This is a genomic window from Glaciecola sp. MF2-115 (assembly GCF_047250385.1).
Taxonomy (GTDB): Bacteria; Pseudomonadota; Gammaproteobacteria; order Enterobacterales; family Alteromonadaceae; genus Glaciecola.
This window is the reverse complement of record NZ_JBLBVM010000054.1, coordinates 162,243-188,347: the sequence shown is the minus strand read 5'-3', so window position 1 is coordinate 188,347 and position 26,105 is coordinate 162,243. Positions and strand designations below refer to the sequence as shown.

19 protein-coding genes are annotated in these 26,105 nt (G+C 42.6%); 12 read left to right on the top strand and 7 right to left on the bottom strand.

All coding sequences use genetic code 11. The features are described 5' to 3' along the window. Window positions 1–37 precede the first annotated feature (37 nt). The 4 genes from ACKLNX_RS12815 (at window position 38) to ACKLNX_RS12800 (ending at window position 10,702) form a co-directional block, all read left to right on the top strand. A complete protein-coding gene (locus tag ACKLNX_RS12815) occupies window positions 38–6,163 on the top strand; it encodes an alpha-2-macroglobulin family protein (protein WP_412972636.1) in 6,126 nt (2,041 codons plus the stop codon). A 29-nt stretch (window positions 6,164–6,192) separates the two neighbouring features. After that, complete coding sequence (pbpC, locus tag ACKLNX_RS12810; protein WP_412972635.1) at window positions 6,193–8,823, top strand: penicillin-binding protein 1C; 2,631 nt, start codon at window positions 6,193–6,195, stop codon at window positions 8,821–8,823. A gap of 219 nt (window positions 8,824–9,042) precedes the next feature. Further along, the gene (locus ACKLNX_RS12805) at window positions 9,043–9,831 is read left to right on the top strand and encodes a peptidylprolyl isomerase (RefSeq protein ID WP_412972634.1); all 789 of its coding nucleotides are present in this window, start codon (window positions 9,043–9,045) and stop codon (window positions 9,829–9,831) included. Window positions 9,832–10,129: 298 nt separating this feature from the next. Next, window positions 10,130–10,702, top strand: coding sequence for a helix-turn-helix domain-containing protein (locus ACKLNX_RS12800; protein WP_411692436.1), 573 nt, complete (start codon window positions 10,130–10,132; stop codon window positions 10,700–10,702). A gap of 13 nt (window positions 10,703–10,715) precedes the next feature. On the opposite strand, the gene ACKLNX_RS12795 is transcribed toward ACKLNX_RS12800, so the two are convergent. The 6 genes from ACKLNX_RS12795 to cyaY are packed head-to-tail and all read right to left on the bottom strand — an operon-like array spanning window position 10,716 to window position 15,881. Continuing rightward, window positions 10,716–11,882, bottom strand: coding sequence for a heme biosynthesis HemY N-terminal domain-containing protein (locus tag ACKLNX_RS12795; protein WP_412972633.1), 1,167 nt, complete (start codon window positions 11,880–11,882; stop codon window positions 10,716–10,718). Then, on the bottom strand, window positions 11,879–13,123 hold the full coding sequence (locus tag ACKLNX_RS12790; RefSeq protein WP_412972632.1) for a uroporphyrinogen-III C-methyltransferase: 1,245 nt from the start codon (window positions 13,121–13,123) through the stop codon (window positions 11,879–11,881). Before ACKLNX_RS12790 ends, ACKLNX_RS12795 begins: the two co-directional genes overlap by 4 nt. Then, window positions 13,116–13,889: a uroporphyrinogen-III synthase gene (locus tag ACKLNX_RS12785; protein WP_412972631.1), complete on the bottom strand. Its 774-nt coding sequence runs from the start codon at window positions 13,887–13,889 to the stop codon at window positions 13,116–13,118. The genes ACKLNX_RS12790 and ACKLNX_RS12785 overlap by 8 nt, the downstream gene beginning before the upstream one ends. 24 nt (window positions 13,890–13,913) lie before the next feature. Then, window positions 13,914–14,858: a hydroxymethylbilane synthase gene (gene hemC / locus ACKLNX_RS12780; RefSeq protein ID WP_412972630.1), complete on the bottom strand. Its 945-nt coding sequence runs from the start codon at window positions 14,856–14,858 to the stop codon at window positions 13,914–13,916. Between the two features lie 21 nt (window positions 14,859–14,879). Next, window positions 14,880–15,551, bottom strand: coding sequence for an alpha/beta hydrolase (locus ACKLNX_RS12775; protein ID WP_412972629.1), 672 nt, complete (start codon window positions 15,549–15,551; stop codon window positions 14,880–14,882). 6 nt (window positions 15,552–15,557) lie between these two features. Further along, window positions 15,558–15,881, bottom strand: a complete 324-nt coding sequence (gene cyaY, locus ACKLNX_RS12770; protein WP_411692886.1) for an iron donor protein CyaY — start codon at window positions 15,879–15,881, stop codon at window positions 15,558–15,560. 90 nt (window positions 15,882–15,971) lie between these two features. Here cyaY and gmk point away from each other — a divergent pair, with 90 nt between their 5' ends. The 6 genes from gmk to ACKLNX_RS12740 all read left to right on the top strand — a co-directional run bounded on the left by gmk (window position 15,972) and on the right by ACKLNX_RS12740 (window position 21,459). Then, window positions 15,972–16,655 (top strand): guanylate kinase, encoded by a 684-nt coding sequence (gene gmk, locus ACKLNX_RS12765; protein ID WP_411692442.1) that lies wholly within the window; start codon window positions 15,972–15,974, stop codon window positions 16,653–16,655. An 85-nt stretch (window positions 16,656–16,740) separates the two neighbouring features. Then, window positions 16,741–17,013 (top strand): DNA-directed RNA polymerase subunit omega, encoded by a 273-nt coding sequence (rpoZ, locus tag ACKLNX_RS12760; protein WP_411692443.1) that lies wholly within the window; start codon window positions 16,741–16,743, stop codon window positions 17,011–17,013. A gap of 182 nt (window positions 17,014–17,195) precedes the next feature. After that, window positions 17,196–19,307, top strand: a complete 2,112-nt coding sequence (gene spoT, locus ACKLNX_RS12755) for a bifunctional GTP diphosphokinase/guanosine-3',5'-bis pyrophosphate 3'-pyrophosphohydrolase (protein ID WP_412972628.1) — start codon at window positions 17,196–17,198, stop codon at window positions 19,305–19,307. Window positions 19,308–19,330: 23 nt separating this feature from the next. Next, window positions 19,331–19,717, top strand: coding sequence for a RidA family protein (locus ACKLNX_RS12750; protein ID WP_411692445.1), 387 nt, complete (start codon window positions 19,331–19,333; stop codon window positions 19,715–19,717). A 28-nt stretch (window positions 19,718–19,745) separates the two neighbouring features. Next, window positions 19,746–20,426, top strand: a complete 681-nt coding sequence (gene trmH, locus ACKLNX_RS12745; protein ID WP_411692887.1) for a tRNA (guanosine(18)-2'-O)-methyltransferase TrmH — start codon at window positions 19,746–19,748, stop codon at window positions 20,424–20,426. Window positions 20,427–20,817: 391 nt separating this feature from the next. Beyond that, window positions 20,818–21,459: a peroxiredoxin-like family protein gene (locus tag ACKLNX_RS12740; RefSeq protein WP_412972627.1), complete on the top strand. Its 642-nt coding sequence runs from the start codon at window positions 20,818–20,820 to the stop codon at window positions 21,457–21,459. Window positions 21,460–21,722: 263 nt separating this feature from the next. Here ACKLNX_RS12740 and ACKLNX_RS12735 read toward each other — a convergent pair whose 3' ends face one another. Next, complete coding sequence (locus ACKLNX_RS12735; RefSeq protein ID WP_412972626.1) at window positions 21,723–22,919, bottom strand: tetratricopeptide repeat protein; 1,197 nt, start codon at window positions 22,917–22,919, stop codon at window positions 21,723–21,725. Between the two features lie 152 nt (window positions 22,920–23,071). Here ACKLNX_RS12735 and recG point away from each other — a divergent pair, with 152 nt between their 5' ends. Together recG and ACKLNX_RS12725 are read left to right on the top strand one after the other, a co-directional pair. Beyond that, complete coding sequence (gene recG / locus ACKLNX_RS12730; RefSeq protein ID WP_412972625.1) at window positions 23,072–25,147, top strand: ATP-dependent DNA helicase RecG; 2,076 nt, start codon at window positions 23,072–23,074, stop codon at window positions 25,145–25,147. Beyond that, window positions 25,140–26,072: a class I SAM-dependent methyltransferase gene (locus ACKLNX_RS12725; RefSeq protein WP_412972624.1), complete on the top strand. Its 933-nt coding sequence runs from the start codon at window positions 25,140–25,142 to the stop codon at window positions 26,070–26,072. The genes recG and ACKLNX_RS12725 overlap by 8 nt, the downstream gene beginning before the upstream one ends. The last annotated feature ends 33 nt before the right edge of the window (window positions 26,073–26,105 follow it).

The window sequence follows — 26,105 nt, the reverse complement described above, 5'->3', positions numbered from 1 at the left end:
TGGGTCTTAATCACTTATGCATTCTAGGATGAATTTCATGCACATTTTGTTAAAAATACTTCTTTTTCCATTCGTCGTTGTTGGCAAATTTCTAAGTCTTATCTTTGGCAAAATCAATTGGACAATACCACCTTGGATGGCATACTTAGATGGTTTACGAAAAACCAGCCCTCTTAAGTTAGTCTTAATTATCATACTTGGTGTCGGCCTTACCGCTGGGGCTTTCAAAGCCTACTATTATTATCAATCTTTACCTGAACCTGTTTTAGTGGATGCCGTCATTATTATCCCGGAGGTATCGGACTATACCGATGGTGAAGGTTATGATGAAGCTTATAGTGAAGAGTACGGCGAAGATGTATCTTTCACTAGTGGTTCCAATGCAGACGGCTCTGATAATACAGGGGTTTCAAGTAGCAGTAAGAAGCATTTACCCGCTTTACGTATACAGTTTGTCTACACTTCAAATGCCTTACCACCTGAGCTTCCACCTGGCTCACCACCAGACTCGCCACCCGAGTTATTGTGTGACTCTCGCATAGCGCCGCCCTCAGAATTTGTTGAATTTCCATCTATTGCGCCAATTGACTTAGTAGGCTCGGAAATTAAATCAGGGATCAAGATAAGCCCAAGTAAGGCAGGAACGTGGAAATGGGAAGATGACAGAACAATAAGCTTTGTACCTGAAACTCCTTGGCCAGCTGGGCAAGAATACGAAGTCAGCTTCGCTCCTCAGGTATTTGATACAAATGAAGAATTTACTAGTGATCAATTCAGTTTCGTCACCCATCCTCTAAAAGGGCAAATTGAGATAAGTGAATTTGAGTTGAGTGTTGAAGAAAAGCTCAAGCAAGTTTATGTCGAAATATTCTTTAATTATCCCGTTGATAAACAGAGCGTGCAGCAAGCCTTAACAATGGCGTATCAAGTAGAAGGCAATAAACTGGGCAAGCCAGAAGCTTATAACTTAAGTCTAAGTGATGATATGCGCTATGCGACTGCAATTCTGCCAGTGACCAAGTTACCCGATGAACCGCGTATAATTGAAGTGAAGTTCGATAAAGGAATAAAGAGCATTCATGGTGGTGACGCTAGTACTGATGTGTATGAACGTAAAATTATGGTGCCCGATTTATACAGCTATTTAAAAGTAGAGCAATCGAATGTGGAGGTTCTGCGTAACTTAGATAACGAGCCTGAACAGTTTGTTTTACTAAGCTTTACAGATGCAATTTCACGATCAGAATTGTTGAATAAATTTAGTTTATATCTTTTGCCCACAGCCAAGGAAATTAACGGTAAAAATTATTGGCAAAGCCCACGCGAAATCACATCAAGAGTACTTGAAAGTGCAGAGAAGGTTGATTTTGAAGTGATGCCAAATGCCTCAGAAGATGCAAAGAACTACCAAATAAAAATAGATGAGCAAGTAGGACGTCAACTGTACATGAAAATAGACTCGGGTCTCACTTCAGTTAACGGATTTGTGCATCGCGCTTACTTTGATCGCATATTAACAACGCCTAAATATCCGCAAGAAGTGATAATTTCCGGTGAAGGCTCAGTATTGACTCATAGCAAAGACCAGCGTCTTGCATTTTTAACCCGTGGAATTAGTGATGTACAAGTCAGCATAGGTAAAGTCATAGACGATGAACTTTATCATTTAGTGTCACAAACACATGGTGATATTAGCAATCCTAATTTTTACGATTGGAGCTTTAACGAAAGTAATTTAGCGGAATTTACCAAGCAGTACATTAGCATGAACGATAATGGTGCTGACTTAAAAACCGCAAACTATGCGTCGGTTGACTTGAATGGTCTTGTATCTAAAACAAAAGAAGACCTTGGCCTATTTTTCGTTGAGATAAAAGGCTGGAGTAAAACACACAACCGTGAAATCTATGGTGTGAGTGATAAGTTACTCGTATTAGTGACCGATCTAGGCGTGATTGTTAAGAAAAGCCAAGATGAAAGCCAAGACATATTCGTTCAATCTATCAGTTCAGGCAAACCAGCTGCGGGAGCTAAGGTAGAGTTAATCGCTAAGAATGGGACTAAACTATTTAGCAAGCTAACTGACCAAGCTGGCCATGTAACGTTTCCTTCTGCTAGCGGCTACGAACGTGAAAAAACGCCGGTTGTTTACGTGGTTAAACATCAAGGCGATGTATCATTTATTCCCTATGATCGTTATACACGCCAAATCAACTACTCACGTTTCAATGTAGGTGGCGAATACAGTTACAACAACGATAAAGAGGGCGTAAATGCCTACATGTTCACCGACAGAGGGATATACCGTCCTGGTGAAGATGTGAACTTAGGTATGATTGTAAAAGGTAAGAACTTACAAAACCTTGAAAGCATTCCGCTTGAGTTGGTCATTCATGACTCACAGTATAATGAAGTACATGTCGAAAAACTGAAACTGGCGAAATTTGGTTTCATGGACGCAAAATTTGAGACTGAAAAGAACTTCAAAACGGGTACTTACTCGGCATCGTTACATTTAGTGAGAGACCGTAAAAATGGGTCGCACTATCGTGAACGACAAGTTGGCTCCTTAAGCTTTATGGTTGAGGAGTTCCAGCCAGATACAATGTCGATTTCAAGCCAAATAAAAGGCTTACCGAACAAGGGATGGACAACATCAGCAAAACTCAGCAATGAAGTGACATTAAGCAATTTGTTTGGCGTGCCAGCTCAAGGTCGTAGAATATCTAGCGAGCTTAATTTGTGGCCGATGGCCTTCTCCTTCGAAGAATACAAGGGGGTGACTTTTTACAACGCGCAAGCAAAAGACGAGTCAAGTGATGGACTATCACGCGTAACTGAAAGTTTAAATGATGTAAGAACGAATGCTGACGGACAGGCCAGCGTTGATGTCGATTTAGGTCGCTTCACGAAAGGGACCTACAGAGTTGCCCTACTAACTAAAGGATTTGAAGCCTCTGGTGGACGCTCTGTAAGCACATCGACAAGCTTACTGTATTCCCCTTCCTCACACTTACTTGGCTACAAAGCGGATGGTAAACTCGACTTTGTGAACATGGATAGCGAACGGAGCTTGCAAGTCATTGCCATTAACAATGAGCTACAAGCCATTCCGTTGGAAAAGCTATCGAAGCGCATTAGTAAAGTTCAGACAATATCTACGCTAGTAAAGCAGTATAACGGGCGCTACGAATACGAAAGTATCGAGAAGCAATCTGTCATTAAAGAGGATGAGTACGCCTTAAGCGCGGGATATCAGCAACTTACACTAGACACGCAGGAAGCGGGCACGTTCGTGGTCGATATTATTAATGCTGACGATGAAGTGTTAATGAGCGTCAAATATACAGTTGTAGGCGCGACCAATGATAGCGGTCAAATAGACAAAAATGCAGAACTCAAAGTCACACTTGATGCCAGTGATTATCAGGTGGGCGATGAGATTGAGCTCAGCATTCAAGCGCCATACGCAGGTAGTGGGTTAATCACAATTGAAAGCAATAAATTGCACGCATTCAGTTGGTTTTCGAGTGAAACGAAAAGCAGTGTTCAAAGCATTAAAATACCGAAAGGCATTGAAGGTAATGCCTATGTGAATGTGACCTTTGTGCGCGATGTGAATTCGAAGGAGATATTTACCAGCCCGCTTAGTTATGCCATTGCGCCGTTCTCAATCGATCGCTCAAAGCGCGTTTTAGATATTAACTTGCAGGTTGAAGAACTTGTTCAGCCCGGCAAGCCGATGGCTATCAATCTAGAGTTGTCAGAAGACGCTAAAGTAGCCGTTTTTGCGGTTGATTTAGGCATTCTGCAAGTTGCCAGTTATAGCACGCCAAATCCTCTTGAACACTTCCTTAAAAAGCGTGCACTAAGCGTGCGCACCATGCAAATTTTGGATTTGATTTTACCTGATTTCGCCTTAACGAAGATGTTATCTGCGGCTGGTGGGGATATGGAGCTCTTTGAAAAAGTGATGGTAACAGGCAGCGTGATGAGACGTTCAGAAAACCCCTTCGAACGAAAAGTGCAAGATCCCGCGGTATATTGGTCGGGCGTAGTTGAAGCCACAAAAGGTACGAACACCTATCATTTTAATGTACCGAATGATTTTGCAGGTGGTTTACGAGTGATGGCTATTGCAGTAGGTGAGCAAACTATGGGACGCGCTCAAGAGAACACGATTGTCAGAGGGCCTTTCGTGCTCACACCGAACGTTTTGAATCAAGCAGCACCAGGCGATGAGTTTGATATTACGCTAAGTGTCGCTAATGTAGTGAAAGACTCTGCAGACAATGCCCAGGTTAGTATAGCGGTAGACACCAGTGAGCATGTGAGTATCGTCGGTGATGCAAGCGCCACAATGGAGCTGAGTGAAAATCAAGAAGAAGCCGTACGCTTTAGAGTAAAAGCAAACGAGCAACTTGGCGGCGCTACGATTTCCTTTACAGTCAACATGACGGACGCCACGGGTAAAACGTGGAGCGCCAATAGAAATGCGACCTTAAGCGTTCGTCCGGCAATGCCTTATGAAGTAAATATTCAAACTGGCGCAGCGAGTGATGGAAACATATCGATTGATACGCCATTACAATTGTTTGAAGCACAATCAGCACAAATGATTAAAGCATCGGCCAGTCCATTAGTCATTGCCGAGGGCTTGAGTGCTTATCTGGATGAATATCCTCACGGTTGCACCGAACAAATTGTGAGTCAGGTATTCCCATTGGTCGGTTTATCGAATCTAGACAAATACGCACCTGCTAATGAAAAGGTGGCAGCTCATTTCGCTGAAGTGATCACCAAATTACGTCAACGCCAAAGCTACGCGGGTGGTTTTAGCTACTGGCCAAATTCTCAAAGCGATGATCTCGATGTGAGTTTGTACGTGATGCATTTCTTAATTGAAGCGAAGGCATTGTCTTACCCAGTGCCACAAGATATGTTAGAAGCTGGCATACGTTATTTAGACAATGTTGCTAGTAAGTACGTTAGCGCCGCAAAGCCTAGCAACTCTGAAGCGAGCATTCTAAGTTTGAGAAATCGAGCGCAAGGTATTTACTTGCTAACGCGTAGCGGCGTTGTCACCAGTAACTTGCTAATTGACTTAGTCAGTACTCTCAACAAACAAAACAAAAATACTTGGAAGCAAGATGTACTAAGCGCCTATATCGCAGCTAGTTATGCATTGATGCAGCAAGACAAAGAAGCGAATAAACTAATAGTCGAATATGATTTAAGCGACCAAGATTTAAAGGTTCAGCAAGCATTTGCGGGTATGGCACCGCGCCTCAATTCTGATGCACAGTACTTATTCCTTGTGGCTAAACATTTCCCTGAGCAATTAGAAGCAATCTCTGAACAAGCCTTGCTGAATATCACTCAAGCTATATACAAAGGCCAGTACAATACTAACTCAGCTGCTTATAGCATGCTTGCACTAGGAGCATACCACTCAGCCCTTGCGAGTGACTCGAATGGGAGCAATAGCAAGCTTGCTGAAATTGATCAGACAATTGCATTTGTTGCTAGCTCTTTGCAGGGCGATGTCTCACTTGAACCAGCGATGCGTCCCTTCGCTAGCGCGGTTTACCCCATTGGCACGCAACGAATAAAAGCGACAATACCAAATCCTGCTTTGTCGAACGATAATGCACTTTATTATGTGAATATGCAGGCGGGTTATCAAAGCCAATTACCAAAAGTAGCTGAAACGAATGGTATAGAGATCCAGCGTGCTTTCCTAGATAAGCAGGGTGAACTGGCAAGTAATATCAAGCAGGGAGACGAATTAACAGTTAGGTTACGCGTACGAGCTACAGAGCTCAAAAATATTGAGAATGTGGCCATCGTTGATCTACTACCCGGTGGGTTTGAAGTGATCAGAGAATCTATCAGTCGACGTGCGGGCAGATGGGAGTCAGATTACATTGATATTCGTGAGGATCGTATCGTGTTTTACGGAAACATTACAAACCGCATCACTGAAATTACATATAAAGTGAAAGTGACAGCGGCAGGCCAGTTCACTGTGCCGCCAAGTTTTGCTGAAGCCATGTATGATCGCTCTCTAAAAGCGTATTCAAAGGCGTCGAAGGTAAACGTTACAATGGCAGACGTAGAAATGGCAAACGATGCAATAAATAAAGTTGAAGTGCCGGACTAAGATCGTTCATAAAGGGAAAGTTAGCAATTATGTCGATTCGCCTAGTGCATGCAATCAAGCGCTTAAACAAAAACTTAACGTTTCGCTTTAAGCTAAGCTTACTTGTTTTCCTTGCGCTAGCTATCGGCGCTTTGACTTATGTATTCATTCCTAAACCGGATTTGATCAACTATCAAAGTTACTCAAGGGCTATTTTTGATCGTAATGATAATTTGCTGCGCATCTCACTCTCAGAAGATGAGCGCTATCGTCTGTACACACCTTTAGAAGATATTTCAGAGCATCTCCAACATGCAACTGTGCTTTATGAGGACCAGAACTACTATAGCCATTCGGGCGTCGACTACTTAGCCTTACTACGAGCTTTTTGGCAAACCTATGTGCTTCAGGAGCGTCGCATTGGAGCTTCTACTATCGTTATGCAAGTGGCGAGACTGCGTTGGAATATCCCTTCAAATACATTGGGCGGAAAAGTAGAGCAAATTCTGAGAGCCTTGCAGCTTTCTCGACATTATTCAAAGCAGGAGCTCTTGGAAGCCTATCTAAATTTAGCGCCTTACGGTGGTAACATTGAAGGTATCGGCGCAGCGAGTCTCATCTACTTTGACAAACCGGCCTCAGCATTGAGTGTGGTAGAAGCCTTAACTTTAGCCGTTGTGCCTCAGAATCCAAGCAAGCGAAATCCATCAAGGCCAAAAGGCATGCTGGCGATAGCTCCTGCAAAACAAATTTTGTTTGAACGCTGGATTGAACGCTATCCAGAGCAAGCGGAACTATCGACTTTGATAGATCTGCCGTTGAAGGTGCGAAAGCCAAAAGACTTGCCATACAAAGCGCCGCACTTCGTTCAGTACTTATTAGCTCAGCAATCACAAAGCTATATGTTAGCTTCATCCCGCGCGGCGAAAACCCAGCAACAAGTTAAAGGAACGATTGATCTTGACTTACAAAGCCGCTTAGAAGATGTCTTGCAAGCTTACATTAGCCAAAATAGGAGTAAGGGCTTTAATAATGCAAGTGCATTGCTACTCAACAGCAAAACTATGCAAATTGAAGCGATGATTGGATCTGCTGATTTCCACAACAAAGCAATTCATGGGCAAGTAAATGGCACCTTAGCAAAACGTTCGCCTGGTTCTACGTTAAAGCCATTTGTGTACGCTTTAGCCATAGATGCAGGTCTCATACATCCAATGACAATGCTCAAGGATCTGCCAAAGAAATACGGTGGTTTCGCACCTGAAAATTTCGGTAAAGGCTTTGTAGGACCAATATCTGCACAAGACGCACTCATAAAAAGTCGAAATGTTCCTGCGGTAGATTTACAGTCCCAATTACTGCAATTAAAAGAAGATAAACAAGCCCATGTAGGGATAGTACAAACCTTCTACGAACTTCTTCAGAATGCCGGTATATCTGAGCTAAAAGACGCTGACTTTTATGGCTTAGCACTCGCTTTAGGCGGTGGCGAAGTGAGTATGTTAGAACTAGTAGAGTTATATGCTATGATTTCAAATATGGGTGTGCACAGGAGCGTAGTAAGCACTTACTGGGTGAGTGGTTTAAACGTAGCTAAAGAGGCGGAAAATGCTAAACAGCTATTTAGTTCCGAAGCGGCATTTCTGATATTCGACATTTTGAGCAAAAACCCTAAACCAAATGCATTAAATTATGCGCCAACAGCACCGGTTCGAATTAATGAAAAGAAAATAGCGTGGAAAACGGGAACTTCTTGGGCTTTCAGGGACGCTTGGGCCATAGGAATATCGGGTGATTATGTGCTTGCGACTTGGATCGGTAACTTTTCGGGCGAAGGTAATAATGCATTCATAGGCAGAACAGCGGCAGGGCCTCTCTTGTTTCGCTTATTTGATGTTATTCAAAACCAAGATCTAGCTGAGCGTACTCATGTAACAGCACCTAAGGTACTAACAAGCACATCTGATTTGAGTGATGAGCAAGCAGTGTTTTTATCTACGCAAGGGTCTTCATCTGCGCTAGAGCCTTCATCTGTGCGAGAGACACTAGCTGCAATAGGCCCTTATTCATCTAATCAAATGCAAACGCTCAACTTAAAGTGGGTCGATATATGCAAAACAACGGGTGATTTATATGAAGCTGATTGTCCTGAAAAAGGCAAAACCCTGTTTATACCGGGTGTATCCCCCATCAAAAGTGCGAATATTTATCGTAAGGTGTGGATAGATAACGAAACCGGATTAAGACGCTGTGACAATGATACGGAAAAGTCGAGCCAAAAAGTATTCGCTTTTTGGCCAAGCGATTTCCAATCACTATTCGAAAAGGCTGGTGTGCATTATGAAAAGCCGCCAGCTTTTATGCCTAACTGTGATAGCACACAAATCGCAGCACTTGGAGAAAAGCCCCTAATCAAATCACCACAAGCTGGTGTAAGTTATGTGCTCGAAGATAGTCAACAAGAGACGGCAAGCATTCCTTTGCAAGCTAATGCAGATGCTGAAGTGAGTCATTTATATTGGTTTGCCAACGGGCAATTTATTGGTTCGACAGATCTTAGGACTATGGGAAGTAAAGCTCCTCTGGTTTGGCAGGCTAAACCGGGTGTTTATGAGGTGCAAGTGAGCGATGACTTTGGTCGAAGCACCTCTATTTCAGTACAAGTTCAGGCAGTAAAATAACTCAAACTGATGACGCGAATTACTTGGGAATAAAAAAGACAAAATTCGTCCTTTCATTACTGGTTTTACAAGGCCTTTTCGATTAACCTGAGCTTAAGTGAATAAAGGAATTACGCTCAATCGAGCCGTTCCACTTTGGCATAAAAGTGCTTCACGCAATGAGTATTTAACTTTTATTCTAATTCGAACAATACAAATATAAAAAATAAGAAAATTATCATGACACTAAGCAAATCAAAACGACTCTCGGCCGTTCTATTTTCATTAGCGCTAGGGGCTTCAAGTGCTGCTAAAGCCACAGTAGTAGAGGTACAAACAGTATTAGGTAACTTCCAGGTTAATCTTTTCGATCAAACTACGCCTGAAACGGTAGAAAACTTTTTGAGTTACGTGAATTCGGGCTCGTATGCGAACACTGTTGTGCATCGCACGCAACCAAACTTTGTGATGCAGTCAGGTGGCTTTAGTTATAATAATAGCTTTCCTCCTTCGTCAATCCAGGTTGGTGCTCCTGTTGTGAATGAACCAATCTATTCTAACGTTCGCGGCACAATAGCGATGGCTAAGTTAGGTGGCAATCCCAATAGCGCAACCTCACAGTGGTTTATTAACGTAAACAATAATGCGTCAAACCTAGATGTTCAAAACGGTGGATTTACTGTTTTCGGTCAAGTGATTGGAGATGGTATGGATATCGTTGATGCAATTACGAACACACCTAATTTCAACTTTGGCGGCGCGTTTACCACAATTCCTTTAAGAGACTATACTTCTGCTGATCAAAACGCAGGTACTGTTCCTACTGATAGCAATTTAGTTATGGTCACCGATGTAGTGGTTGTAGATGCCACAGTGGTAACTGATACAAATCTGAGTCCCGTACGCAACACACTACTTGATACAAGCGATGATAGCGAAGGAGATAGCGACTCAGGTGGCTCAATGGGGGCATTATTAGTTAGCTTACTAGGAATGTTTGTTATCAGACGTCGCTTCACCAAAGCCTAAAACATTAAGTCAAAAATTATAAGCCCACAATAAATACGTTTAACGTAAATTGTGGGCTTTTTTTATTTTACGATTGAACAATAATTAAACAATACACCTTGACTCGCGAAACGCTTGTCCCTGTTGACTTGAAAGGTATAGAAATACATAAACTTCAGGACCGAAAAAGGAGGCTAATACCTAGGTGTAGGTATATAAATTAATAGCTAAGTATATTAGCAAATCGGGCTGAATGTCGCATTTATAAAAGGCTTCTGCTAATCTCCAACCTTCATTAGATTGATGTAGTCGAAACAATATGAAGTCATTCTCAAGTGGCGAAGTTGCAAAAATATGTGATGTTAACCCACGAACAGTAATTCGCTGGATAGAAGCGAAAAAATTAAAGGCATTTAAGTTGCCAGGCCGCGGAAATAACCGGGTGAAGCACAGTGATCTACTCGATTTCTTAGTGCAGAACCAAATTCCAGTGCCGTCTGAATTGATCGTTGAACAAGAGCAGTCTTGTTTCATTGTATCTGTTGAGAAACAACTTGTTAAAAATGCGCAACGGATCGCCAGAAATGCCGGCTTTGTAACACAAGTCTATCAGCATGGTATTGAGTCAGGGGTTGAAATTGCACAACATAAACCGTCGTTAATTATGATCGATAGCCAAACGTCTCGCGTGGATATTGCAGCGCTGACTGAAGTGATCGAATCAAAACTCGAATACAAGCCACATATTATAGTGTTCGACGAGTTTACCGATAGCAGATTATCTGCAGAGCATGATGCGAAAGTATTTAAATTGGCAAAACCAATTGATAACTACGCTTTAGCAATGGTGCTTGATTCCATTGTTGAAACAGAGCAAGAAGCATACGCTTAAATTATATACAGGCTTACGAAGTTAGTAAGCCTTTATATACATTATTCGCTTTCTCAAATGCATTTTGTTTCTCTAACAACCTAGCTAATAAGCGTCCATCCTCTGGATTGCTGGCAAGTTCTAAAGCCTTTCTAACCGCCTTCTCTGCAAGTTCATTATCACCACTGTTGTAAGCCAAATGCGCAAGCACTGAATACAGTTGAGCATTGTTCATATCTGCCTTGATCCAACTTTCAATCAAACGCATGGCTTGATGTGGCGACGGATGCTTTAACTGTTTAAACAAACCATGGAATGCTGGGTTCTTAGTTTTCTTGGCAAGTTCAACCAAAACAAGCTCAGCATCTTTTGATAAGCCTTGATCGATTAACAGCTGTATGTAAACAATTTGATTGGCGATGTCTTTTTTCGCAGCTCGAGGCAATGATGCCCATTTTTCTTTTAAGGCATTCGCACCTTGTTTACTCGCAATCTCAGCAAATTCTCCTTGCATTGCTTGTTGCGCCCACTGCACATAATCATCGCCTAACACTTTTTTATGTGCGCGAAGTTTCTCTTTCACTAGGTGCCATTTGCCGAGTGCCGCAAGCACCGACAACCATAATCTAACAACAACAGCCTGTTGCTGAGATTTAGCATCGATAGTATCCAAAATAGCTTCAGCTTGTTTAAACTGGTGCTGTTGAATGAACCAAGCGACTTGCTGTGTTTTGGCCGCAGCTTCAGTCTCTGGAAAGGTTTCTGCTATTCCTAGTAAATTGTTTACGTTCTTACCGCCATTCACGCGCCTATCGATATCGGCTGCCAGCATATAGTTGGCACCATCGAAATCCCCTGGGAAAGTCTTATTAATATATTTTTGAGCGCTTTCATAATCGCCAACAGCACACGCGTTGATCGCATTGAAAAGGGCTTTGCTTTGTTTTCTTTTTGACAACACACCAAACCAATTGCGTGAGCCAGCGATCATGCGATAAATGCGTTTTACTAGCCACCAAACAACAGTGATGACAACGAATCCAATAATGAAACTAATGAGCGCGCTGACGACTGTCATCTGAATACGCCATTCGCCCATCGCGATAAAGATCCGTCCTTTTTCACCTATCGCTGCATGACCAAATAACAGCCCTACGAAAAATAGAACAAGCAGGAAGATATAAAGCAGTAGTTTTCTCATAGTGCACCTTCGCCAAGCTTATTATTCATATCCCCATTACTGGAATCATTATTCTTAAAAGCACTATTATTAAAGACATTTTGCATCCGTTCTTCGATAAGGTCTTTTAAAGCATTTACGGATTTTAGTTGGCTTGGGTAATCCTTTGATATTGAAGTACTGCGAAGCTCCTGTATTGCTTCAGCAAACTGCATTACCGCGCTATCATCTAGTTGAAAGTGTTCTTTGAGCAAAAACGCAGCCTCTTGCAGAGAGTTCAAGTATAAACTCTCTTGTTCAGCTAATGCGGCGCTTTTTGCTTGAGAAAGCGCAAGTTTTAGTTGCTCTGTAATCAACCAGCGCTGTTTCGTGGATAAATAAGGCAATATGGGTTTATCACTGGTCTCTACTTGAATGAAGTCATCCACTAGAGAATTCCAGGTTTTACTAATGTTCGTGCGCCAATCGCTGACACTGTCACTGAGTTCATTTTGCGCAGCGTTTTCTTCTATTTCAGGAATTTTTAGAGCATTGAGAGGTAAATCTTGTACTTGTGAGATCATACCCGATAAAGATAATGCGAGTGAGCTCGTTGAAACAGGGTTAACTTTTTGAAGTGCCGCAATATCCTCTGCAATCAATGTGCGAACTGGAAATAGCGATGGGTCGCCAATATCTTCAAGGCGTGAATCGGCCGACTGCATCATTAATATGGCAGTGCTAACATCACTTTCAAGCCACAATTTTCGACCAGCTATGCGAACAAGATAATCTGCTTCTGCTAGCAACCAATCTGCAGGACGTCGACCTGAAAGGTCTGCAATACGTGATTTTAAAGCTTTATTCTCATCACTCGCTAAAGCAACTTTTTGGGCGAGTTCATCAATTTCACTGCGCAAGACTTCATGCTGTTGGTTTTGTTCTTGTTTCGCATCGGCTAAAACAGAGCCAGAGGAAACAAGTCTTGAGTCCATTTTTGCAATCGAAGACTCCATGCTTTCTATCTGCGCTTCAATTTTAGCGCTGTTATCCGTTTTGTTGGTTTGAGTTTGCTGCCATTGGTACCACGTCCATACGGCGGCGCAACATATGCCAATAATTAACAAAAAGTTGAATATGCTGAATATCCAAAGTCCGCCAGTTTTGACTTTTTTGGGCGTTTCTTCTTGTTCAGAGTCAGATTCAATAATCACCGCTTCTTCCATTACGTTGTCTGTGTTTTCTAACGCTGTTTCAGAATGTGTCGGCTCTTTGTCACTCATGTTGTGATCCTTTAACTTGATTTGCGGCAGCGATGAGATGGCTGTCAGTAGCACCATTACTGGTGAAAATATGCTTAGCGCCTAATGCGCTAAGGTGTTGTTTGGTTCTTTTGCTAACGACTATCCATTGGAGCTCATTTAACCAATCTGGTTCAAAAAAGTTATATGCAGCGTCGATGATTTCTGCGCTCGTTGCAATAATACATTGAATATCATCAGCCTCAAAGCGTTGCGTATAATAGGCCTCTTTTAATAAAACGCGCTCATACAAATCAAATTCTGTAACCTTGAAGCCTTTTTCGCTAAGTGCTTTATTAATTAGGTTCCTGCCACCTTTGCCTTTCAGTATAGCAACATTTGCTTTTTCAAGTCTGAGTTGCGCAATACACGCTAATATTCCTTCAGAACTGGATGGCTTGGCCTGCAATACACGTGAATGCTGACTCAATAGTTTTTTTGCGGTGCTTGAGCCGACAGCGATAAACACCGGCTCCTTTAGCTCATCGCTTGTGTTTTGTTGATTGAGAACGCCGTCTGTTTGACTTGTTGCCTGTCGAGATAGGGCGTTAACGTAAAGATCGGCGGAGACAGTACTCGTAACAACAATGATGTCTGGTTTTGAAGCCTCAAGCTCCGGTAAAAAAGTAGTGGCGCTAGCAGTGGCTGCAGTATCAATCAGTCCGCAACCAATTGCCTTTAATGACGCTTCTTCAAAACAAGCGACAGAACTGAGTAATTTAGCTTTGGGTCGCAGTATCAAGTACATATTTTGCCAATGCCTCTTTATTTTTTAGTCGGCGCTGAGTGAGTCCAAAATTGCTTTAGCGCCTTTATCCAATAATTCATTTGCCACAGCTTCGCCAATCTTTTCAGCATCAATCAGCGGTCCTTCGACTTGAGATTTCAGCATCGTTTTACCGTCGGGAGTACCGACTAATCCACGCAACAACAATTGATCGCCATTGAGTACTGCGTAACTACCAATAGGGACCTGACAACCACCTTCAAGACGGGCATTCATGGCTCTTTCAGCCTTAACTCTTGTTGCCGTCGGTGTATCGTTCAGTGCTGCCAAAAGCGTAATGAGTTCAGCATCATCATTACGGCATTCAATGCCTACAGCGCCTTGCCCAACCGCGGGTAAGCTAAGATCGGCATCTATTTCTTGTTTGATTCGATCTGACATACCTAAGCGAATTAGGCCTGCTGAAGCCAAAATGATCGCGTCATACTGGCCGTCATCTAGTTTCGCTAAACGAGTATTCACATTGCCCCGCAAGTCTTTAATGATTAAATCGCTGCGAAATGCGCGTAACTGACATTGTCTGCGCAAACTTGATGTGCCGACAACTGCTCCGTGGGGCAGAGTTTCTAGTGATTCAAATTTATTCGAGACAAAGGCATCAAACGGATTTTCACGCTCACAAATAGCATGCAAACCAAAGTTATCAGGAAAGGCGACTGGCACATCCTTCATTGAATGAACGGCAATATCGGCTTCTCCGTTTTGCATGGCGATTTCCAGTTCTTTTATAAACAATCCTTTGCCACCAATTTTCGACAAAGGAGTGTCCAGTATTCGATCACCTTGCGTAGACATCGGGAGTAATTCCACGGCAATATGAGGATGGTGTTCAAGCAGTTTTGCTTGTACATACTTTGCTTGCCACATAGCTAAGTCACTTTTTCTAGTGGCAATTCGAATAACGCGTTGTGAAGTTTGGGTATTACTCATATTACTCATCTGTTGTCTTTTTTAAGCAAGTTTATCTTGGATAAACTTCGAGATATCTTCGATTTCTGGCATACATACATTGTGTTGCATCATGTATTCTTTCCACTCAACCGGGTAACCATTTTCTTTCATTGTCATAAATGCAGCGTTACCTAAAAATAGAGGAACGACTTCATCTTGTTGACCATGTGCGAAGAATACAGGCGTGTTTTGGTTCTCAGCCGATTTCTCTGCACTTAAGCTTTGCGGAGCACACATATAGGTACTCAATGCGACGATTCCAGCAAGAGTTTGTTTAAATCGAGCGCCCAAATGTAGAGCAATCACGCCACCTTGAGAAAAGCCTACCAACATTATCTTACTTGCATCTATGCCTGATTCTATTTCAGCACGAATTAACTGTTCAACGCGTTGCGCTGAATCAATAACACCTTCAAGATCTGCTCGAGAATCCATATCCATCGACTTAATGTCATACCAGGCACGCATTTCCATGCCGTTATTAATCGTGACGGGTCGAATAGGAGCGTGCGGAAAAAGAAACTTAACCCCCAAGTTATCGGGCAATTTCAATTCTGGTGCAATTGGAGCGAAGCCATTTCCTGAATCGCCTAAACCGTGAAGCCAAATAATCGTAGCTTTGTGTTCGCCTTTTGGTTTGATTTCAACCGCAGGCAGTAATTCTTGTGACATGTTGATTTATCCTTGCAGATTTAGCTTAACGGGCTGCCCAGCTTGCCTACTAATGGCTTCATCGATAAACGCGTAAAACTCAGCGTCTGTGCGTTCATCAATCCATAAACCATCAGTATAGTTGAAATGATGCCCGTTGAATTTAGTTGCCACCCAAAGTTGCTGCAATGGCGTTTGCTTGTTCAGAATGATTTTGGAATGATCAGGTAATGTTAAGCTCAAAATTCCGCCCGCACCTTCATAATCAATATCTACTTCACATTCATCCAATGCTTCTTCAATTGCAATAAAAAGGGTGTCTATAAGTTCGTGATATTCAGAATCTTTCATCGTTTTGGTTTCCATTTTGCGCACTTTATATTTGCATATGCTACCATTGTTAAATATAGCAACACTATCAATTAGCAAAAATTCCTTAATATGCCCGATATCACTCCACACAATACCGATAAAAGAACAGACAAAAGACCTACACAACCTCTAGGTAATCTTTTTATCGTTGCCGCTCCTTCAGGCGCTGGTAAGTCAACTTTGATCAAAGAGATTTTGCGCAAATCTAGTGATGAGAATCGCATGCAGCTGTCAGTTTCTCATACTACGCGTGCACCAAGAAAGGGTGAGCAAAATGGCGTTGAATATCATTTTGTTGATCATACTGAATTTGAAAGCATGATTCAGCAAGATGCTTTTTACGAATACGCTGAAGTGTTCGGCAACTATTACGGCACTTCAAAAGCGGCGATAAGTGACAAGCTTCAACAAGGTATTGATATATTTTTAGATATCGATTGGCAGGGCGCTCGGCAAGTTAAAAAGCAAAACCCAGATGTGATCAGCATTTTCATCATGCCACCGTCAGTTGAGGCGCTTCAAGCACGCTTGTCAGGGCGAGGTCAAGATTCGGACGAAGTGATTGCCAAACGTATGGCTGAAGCCCAGTCGGAAATTTCACATTACGACGAGTTTGATTTTGTGATTGTAAATGATCACCTGGAAACGGCCCATAAAGAATTCGAATCGATTATTACCGCTCAGCGAACTCGCTTAGATAACCAACAAATTAGACACGATTCACTTTTTGCAAGATTATTAGCCTCGAAGTAGACGAATTCACTATGCTTTAGGAATATTTTACAGTATACTTCGCGACCATTTTTTGAAATACCTATTGATTTTATCGGAGCACTACATGGCACGTGTAACAGTTGAAGACGCTGTAGACCAAATTGGCAACAGATTCGATTTAGTATTAGTTGCAGCTCGTCGCGCTAGACAAATTGCTACAGAAGGCAAAGATCCTCTAGTTGACATGGGTAATGATAAGCCAACAGTTGTCGCTCTTCGTGAGATTGAGTTAGGTTTAGTTACTGCTGAAACAGTTGAGCAATCTGATTTGCATGACCAGCGCGAACAAGAAGCAGCAGAGTTTGCTTCAGTAGCGAGTATTCTTTCAGAAAACTAGACATTAAACCTGCGATTTGTGTAGCTAAAAACAGATACAAAAATTGCGTTTAAATTAGCTCTAAGTCTGAAAAAGCAATAAAATTATAAAACGCCGATGAAAATCGGCGTTTTTGCGTTTGCAAAGCGCGAAAATAACCGTATTCTAGTGGTCTTAACTCATTTTTTTCTTAATTATCATCTGTGTATCTTTTTGAAGGTTTAAAAACAAAGGTAAGTGAATACTTACCACCTGAACAAGTCGAATATATTCAAGCGGCTTACGTTCTCGCGCGCGATGCTCACGATGGTCAGACTCGCAGCAGTGGCGATCCTTATATTACTCACCCAGTCGCCGTTGCAGGCATCCTAGCCGATATGAATCTCGACTACGAGACACTCATGGCTGCTTTATTGCACGACGTCATCGAAGACACCCATTACAGTAAAGAAGATTTAAGCCTAGCCTTTGGCGAAACGGTAGCGGAACTCGTTGAAGGTGTGAGTAAGCTCGATAAGCTTCAATTCAGCAGTAAGCAAGAAGCACAAGCTGAAAACTTCCGCAAAATGTTAATGGCCATGGTGCAAGATATCCGTGTCATTCTCATCAAACTAGCAGATCGCACGCACAACATGCGTACTCTAGGGTCTTTACGACCAGACAAACGCAGACGCATCGCACTAGAAACGCTCGAAATTTATTCACCATTAGCGCACCGACTTGGTATTCACGATATTAAAAATGAACTTGAGGATCTTGGTTTTCAAGCCATGTATCCTATGCGTCATCGAGCCCTTCGCTCAGCGGTAACCCAAGCGCGTGGTAATCGTAAAGAGATTATTGAGAATACACAAAACGAACTGGTTCAACGCTTAGACTCTTATAAGATTAAAGGAACTGTACTAGGCCGCGAAAAGCATTTGTATAGCATTTATCGAAAGATGAAGAGCAAAGAGCTTTCGTTTACCGAAGTCATGGATATATATGCATTTAGAGTAGTGGTAGACACGGTTGATAATTGTTACCGCGTGTTAGGTGCAATGCATGGCTTGTATAAGCCTATTGAAAATCGCTTCAAGGATTATATTGCCATTCCTCGTACAAATGGCTATCAGTCTTTACACACTTCATTAAAGGGCCCTCATGGTATTCCTGTTGAAGTGCAAATTCGAACCGCCGAAATGGATCATATGGCCGACAAAGGCGTCGCGGCGCATTGGCTGTATAAGAAAAGTTCTGACAATAATACCACTGCTCAGCTTCGCGCGAATCAATGGATACAGTCCTTAATTGAGTTACAACAACGCTCAAGTACTTCCGCCGAATTTATTGAAAGCGTGAAATCAGATTTGTTCCCTGACGAGATTTACGTGTTTACACCTAAAGGTACTATTGTTGAGTTACCGACTGGAGCCACCGCAGTTGATTTTGCTTATGCAGTGCATTCCGATGTAGGGAATACCTGTGTTGGCGCACGAGTCGAGCGTCGTAACTATTCCTTGAGTAAGCCATTAGAAAATGGCCAAGTTGTTGAAATAATTACCTCCCCACGAGCTAAACCTAATGCTAACTGGTTGAATTTTGTAGTGAGTGCGCGCGCTCGAAGCAATATTCGTCATTTCCTTAAGCGTCAACAGTCAGAAGATGCGATTAGTATGGGTAATCGCTTATTGCGACATGCGCTAGGTACAATCAAGTTGGATGAAATAAATCCAGAAGAAATTGCTCGCGTTGTAGAAGAAACAAAATACGAAAGCTTCGATGATTTGCTTTCCAATATCGGCATGGGCAATGAATTAAGTGCCATTGTTGCTCGACGCTTAGTCGGCGAAAACGCTGAAATTCCAGAGAAAAAATCACATGTCGCCATTCGTGGCACGGAAGGCTTGTTGGTTCACTTCTCTCGTTGTTGTCACCCAATTCCGGATGATGAAGTTGTTGCTGTATTGTCTCCTGGACGCGGCATAGTCATCCACCAAACTGGATGCACAAATATTCGTAAACTGAGCAGAGAAGAGCCACAACGCGTGTTACCAATGGAGTGGGATGATGAACCACAAGGCGACTTCAAGGCAGCTTTGAGATTGGAACTTTTTAATCATCAAGGTACTTTAGCAGCGCTCACTAGCACCATTGCCAGTAGCGAGTCGAGTATCATTAATTTACAAACGGAAGAGCGTGAGAACAGCATTTATGTTATCGACATTGAGCTGACCACCAAGAACCGTCTGCACCTCGCAAAGATCATGCGCAAAATCCGCAGTATGCCCGAGCTTCAAAAAGTGTCGCGGCACAGCCAATATAAACAAAAGTAACTCATTCGAAAAAAGGAAAACTTATGACTAAGTCTATTATTCAGACCGACGATGCTCCTGCTGCTATCGGCACCTACAGTCAGGCAGTAAAATCAGGCTCAACTGTTTATTTATCGGGTCAAATCCCACTAGTGCCTAGCACTATGATGATGGTATCTGAGGATTTCGCAGAGCAAGCAGTTCAGGTATTCGAAAACTTAAAAGCAGTTTGTGCAGCGGCGGGTGGCGATACTTCCCACTTAGTGAAGATCAACATATTCTTAATTGACCTAGGCCATTTCGCCACTGTTAACGAAATTATGGCGAAGTACTTTTCGCAGCCTTATCCAGCACGCGCGGCAATTGGTGTTTCTCAATTACCAAAAGGTGCACAAATTGAAATTGATGGCGTGATGGTGCTACCTGAGTAAAGTTGGAGACCTGGTAATGAATCAAAGCATGTCGATGGAACGTTATAATCGCATTCGCCAATTGTTGAAGTTGAGACAGCCTGATTTAACGGTTTGTTTGGAAGAAGTAACGAAGCCTCATAATGTTTCTGCCGTTATTCGCACATGCGATGCCGTTGGTGTGCATCAAATTCATGCCGTATGGGATGAGTCGGAGAATTTACGCAAAGGCACTGCTATGGGCAGTCAAATTTGGGTGAAAACCAAGCCGCACAATACAATCCAAAAAGCGGTTGGCGAGCTAAAAGAACAAGGAATGCAAGTGCTGGTTACGCACTTGGATGACAATGCGTGTGACTTTCGTGAAATCGATTACACCAAGCCAACTGCAGTCCTGTTAGGACAAGAAAAAACGGGTGCCACACCTGAAGCAATTGCTTTAGCAGATCGCTCTATCATTGTGCCAATGGTCGGCATGGTGCAGTCTTTGAACGTGTCGGTTGCCGCAGCAATTGTGATGTATGAAGCCCAGCGTCAACGCCAAGCTGCTGGTATGTACGAGACACAAACCTTAAGCGAGCAAGAGTGCCAAAACGTTCTATTCGAAGGTGGTTTTCCTGTGTTGTTTAAAGAGTGCAAACGCAGAAATTTACCCTTTCCGAAAATTGATGAAAACGGCTATATTCAAGCTGATGAGGCTTGGTGGAAGGCCCTTCAATTTTCAAGCTAGCCTTTATGTTTGACGAAACATTGGAACATGACTGAAGCCCCGTTCCGTCATTACTGCGAAGGCTCAATATTGTTCATTTAAGGTTGAAATACCTACCGTCATTACTGCGAAGGCAGTAATCTCCCTCAATCTACTACGATGCTAATATAAACAGACTCCGGAAAAGGCTAAAATGAACAGTACTACCCGAAGTCAAGAAACTCCTTCACCTACCGCACTTGTGACGGTGCAAGTAAACATGACAGGAAGCCCAACCCAACATCAGCCTCAATATCTCTAATTAATTCCATTTCGTTGAAATCATTTAATGGCTGAGCAGGTCTTTTAGCGTAACGATCTAATTTATTCGTATTAAACGTAAAAACAAGAAACCAGTTAAAAAGGAAACAAGATGAAAAAATGGTTAGTAATGGCGGCATTATCAATGCTTGCAGTAGTTTCAACTTCAGCAATGTCCCTCGATAGAACGATAATTGCGGATAAAGCTGAAAACGTCACACCTATATTGAACGGTACGATGGCACCAAATGTTACCTTAAAAACGGCAGATGGTGCACCGGTAAGCTTGCAAGCTATGCTGATGCAAAAGCCAACCGTCGTGATATTTTACCGAGGTGGATGGTGTCCTTATTGCAGCCGCCAGTTGGCAGAGCTGAAGTCCATTGAAAAAGACTTAGTGGATGAAGGCTATCAAATACTTGCTATCTCACCTGAGTCCCCAAAAAAGTTACAATCACAAAAGCTTGAAACTGAATTTGCTGTAACACTAATTTCAGATGACAGCTTAGCCGCAATTCGTGGTTTCGGTGTGGGTTACTATGTGCCTAGCGCAACGCGTAAGCTATACAAAGATCGCATGGATGTTGATTTAACTGCAGATACAACAGAGCAAGCTGTCTTGCCAGCTCCTGCTGTTTTTATCTTGGATGAGTCAGGTAAAGTACAGTTTAATTACGTCAATCCAGATTATTCAGTGCGCCCTTCTGCTGAACTCATATTGAGTGCGGCGAAGTTGGTGAAAGCTAAAGCTTAAGTCATTGTTGTACAAATAATTAATACTAAAAAGGCAAACGATATCGTTTGCCTTTTTTATTGGATCATAGCTACGGGCTTTAGTTTTTGCATTTTAAACAAAGCAATTTATTCTTAAGAAAATAGCTCATAGCTCATAGCTCATAGCTCATAGCTCATAGCTCATAGCTCATAGCTCATAGCTCATAGCTCATAGCTCATAGCTCATAGCTCATAGCTCATCGTCCATAGCAAATACAAAATTGCCCATAAAAAACTCAGCGTTTAAGGTAAGAAACTATTACGCTCTAATGCTGCTTTATACGCACTTGAGGCTTCATATGCAGGAAGCACAAAGAACTCACTTACACGGCTTGGAGTAAACGTTTCGTCAAACTGTTGTTGCATTAGCGCAAGCGTCTTATTTATCCCCTCAAAGTCTTTTTCATGTTCTTGCAGCGTCACCAAGGTCCAGTAGGGTTCTTCATAACTTGGTTCAATGCTGACGGCCTCTTTCGACAATTCAATCGCTTTTTTACTGTCGCCCATCATGAAAGCAATATTTGCCTTCAAATGAACAAGAGCGGAATCGTTGCCCCAAAACTGCATGGCCTTTTCGACACTTCGAATTGCCGCTTCGTAGTTTTCATTCGTCACATGCAGATCGACCAGCATGAACGAAGTACTTTCGTTTTCACCGAAATATTTATCTAGTTGACCTAATGCTTCAGTGTAGGCCTCATCACTCACGCTCTGACTAATCAGAATCTTGAAATCGATGAGCTCACGTTTTGATTGTATTTCGTCAGGAAGGCTTTGCAAGATTTCGTATACTTCGTTAAATCGACCTTGTTGACGCAGTGCCAGCATTTTTTGAAACTTGGTTAGCACCTCTTTGCTGTTGTCCGATGTGCCAAGCAGTCGTGAAATAAATCCATTTTGTGCTGGCAATATTAGTTGTGTTGCTCCGGCAACAGCTGCGCTAACACGGTTGCCTTTGGAGGCGAAAAAAAAGTCTTCTATAAGGTTCTTTTCATTAATAAACAAAAGCATGAACTCATGCCCGCCAGTTTCATAATCAATACGAACCATTGGCATATCACCGAATTCAGTTGTTGAAACGATATTTTTATAGCCAAAGCTTCCTACTTCACCTTCGGGCAAGATAAACGTAGAACTAGTATAAGCACGCGCAAAGTTCGTTGTTTGGTATTGCTCTATAATTGCATGTCGAATTGAGTCACTTGTCGATAGCTTAGACGCAACCAGTTTCCCAAATTCATGAAAATCGACGAAATTAGCGATTGCATCAACTTCTTGATTATTTAGTGCTTGAGCGAAGTTTTGAGCGATTTCAGTATGACTTAGTTTTTTTTCACCTTCAGCTTGTGCTGAAAATATTGCGAAAAGAATTAAGCCAATTACTGAAATAAGTTTTAGAGCAACGCCCGTGTTTAACTCGCGCCTAGTTCCAAGATTCATGATATAGCCTTTAAATAATAAAAATACTGGCACGATAGTACTAGTCAGCTTATTTTTTCTCAACCTGAATCATAGAACAGGTGGCTTAATTGCAAAGGTCTGGTAAAGTTTAGCTATACGCTCAAGCTCAAAACTAAAAAGAATAATATGATATGAAGTCACTGGCCGATACGCCGGTTACCACGCTAAAAGGTGTCGGGGCTAAGGTTGCAGAAAAACTCAAAAAACTCGGGCTTGTTACCTTACAAGACGTGATTTTTCACTTACCTGCTAGATATGAAGATCGCACTCGGATATATCCAATTGCCGATTTGCACGCATTTTTGCACGTGTCGATACAAGGTGAAATTATGGCGGCCGATATCCAATATGGCAAACGTCGTATGCTCTTGGTAAAAGTCAGTGATGGCACTGCAACTATCACTTTGCGTTTCTTCCATTTTTCCGCTGCGCAAACAAAATCACTCGCAATTGGCAACATCATCCGTGCATTTGGTGAAGTGCGCACAGGTAAGTCCAATTTAGAAATGATGCACCCCGAATATAAAATTGTGGATGATCCTGAAAATACGAGTTTGGAAGAGTCGCTCACGCCGGTATATCCAACGACTGAAGGCGTTAAACAACTCACTTTACGTAATTTGACTGAACAAGCTCTGAAACAGCTCGATAAAGGTGCATTGCTCGAACTTTTACCCAATGGCTTGTACGAGCAGCAAATATCACTGACGGACGCATTGCATCTTGTACACCGACCATCGCCAGATATAGTTATCGAGGAACTAGAAGAAGGGAGACATCCTGCACAAAAGCGTTTGGTGATTGAAGAATTGCTGGCGCATCATTTGAGTATGTTGAAAGTCCGTTCACAGTCAAATATTGAGCCAGGTATTGCGGTGCGTATCGACGAAGCTCTGAAACAAAAATTCTTGGCAACGCTTCCTTTTCAACCGACGGGCGCACAAGCACGGGTCGTAGCCGAAATTGAACAAGATATGCAACGTTCACAACCTATGATGCGATTGGTACAAGGTGATGTAGGTTCCGGTAAAACCTTAGTGGCGGCGCTGAGTTCATTGTCAGCGATAAGTGCTGGTTATCAAGTCGCTTTAATGGCTCCGACGGAGTTGCTAGCAGAACAGCATGCGCGAAACTTTCATGATTGGCTAACACCCATGGGCATTAAAGTCGGATGGTTGGCGGGCAAATTAAAGGGCAAGGCGAGAAACGAGACGCTGGAGCAATTAGCATTAGGTGAGATTCAAATGTTAGTTGGTACGCATGCAATATTCCAAGAGCAAGTAGAATACAAGCACCTAGCTTTAGTGATTGTAGATGAGCAACACCGATTTGGCGTTCATCAGCGCTTAGCCTTGCGTAAAAAGGGCGAAAAGCTAGGCAAACAACCGCATCAACTTATTATGACCGCAACGCCAATTCCACGTACTTTGGCAATGACCGCTTATGCCGATCTTGATACTTCTATCATCGACGAGTTACCACCGGGAAGAACGCCTGTCACAACCGTCGTATTGCCGGATACTCGACGTGGTGACGTAATTGAGCGAGTGCGCAAGGCGGCGGTAGAGCAGAAACGGCAAACCTATTGGGTGTGTACCTTAATTGATGAATCGGAAGTTTTGCAGTGCCAAGCGGCAGAAGATGCGGCAATTGCATTGCGCACGGTTCTGACAGAATTGAAAGTTGGATTAGTCCACGGTCGCCTGAAAGCTGCAGAAAAGCAGCAAGTCATGGATGATTTTAAAGAAGGGAAGCTCGATTTGTTGGTGGCCACCACGGTAATAGAAGTAGGTGTCGACGTGCCAAATGCTAGCCTTATGATCATCGAAAACCCAGAACGTTTAGGTTTAGCTCAGTTGCATCAATTGCGAGGTAGGGTCGGGCGAGGCTCTGTGGAAAGCCATTGTGTTCTAATGTATTCAGGTCCACTTTCAAAAACCGCCAGCAAACGTTTAGGGGTGCTTCGCGAATCGAGTGATGGCTTCTATATCGCAGAAAAAGATTTGGAAATTAGAGGCCCTGGTGAAATGCTGGGAACTAAACAAACTGGCATCGCCGATCTAAAAATAGCCGACTTAATACGTGACGCTGCGCTGGTGCCAGAAATCAAAAATATGGCTGAATACGTGTGGCGTGAATATCCTAGTAACTCTCAAGCTCTCATCAATAGATGGCTTGCTTACAAAGAGGAGTATGGGAATGCGTAGCACCGATGAATCGCAAGAGGACTCAAGATCTGCTCAACGTGAATTGAGAATAGTAATTCTTATTGAAGACAATGAACGCCTGTCGCCAAGCGAAGATGCAAACGTTCTCTCGGCAAAAACTGGTTTTCCTATTGTTAAGCGTGGCATTCAGCATCACCAGAAAAATCCAAATGCTCACTTATCCAAAGCAAAACTAAAAAACACTCGCAAGAACAACAAAGCGGACAGCTATGCGGAAGGTAAGCCTGCGATAGAAAGCGAATGGCAACTTGTTTACACCAGTGAAGGTTTGGTTTTGCGTTTGAGCAATGAGCCGACATGGGGCGATATCATGGTGGATTTCAATTCAGCCGCGTTGAATTATCGCAAGCAACACGGTGGTGGACGAAATGAAGCCCTTGCAAAAGCGATTGGTATTAAAGGCAAAGAGGCACTATCAGTAATCGACTGCACAGCTGGGATGGGCAGCGATAGTTTTGTAATGGCCAGTGTAGGTGCGTCTGTTACGATGTTGGAGCGCAGCCCGGTAATAGCTGCGCTTTTAGAGGATGCCTTAAAACGAATTGAAGAACTTCCTGAATTATCCGAGAGACTTTCATTGGTAAAAGGTGATGCGACAGATTATATTTTAGAGCGCGGTGCAAATAATAATGAAGCTTTAGCCGACGTGATCTATTTAGATCCAATGTTTCCACACAAGAAGAAATCCGCTTTAGTAAAAAAAGAAATGCGGGCGTTTCAGCAGTTGTTGGGTGAAGACATGGACAGCGAGCGCCTTCTAGAAGCTGCACTGCAATACGCGGGTAATCGAGTTGTAGTAAAAAGGCCAAGCTACGCAGAGCCGATTGAATTGGCTTCTGGGCGTAAACCAAACACTGCAATAGAATCCAAAAAGCACAGATTTGATGTGTATATACAACACTGATACTCTGGAACAAATAACATAATTAAATGGAGT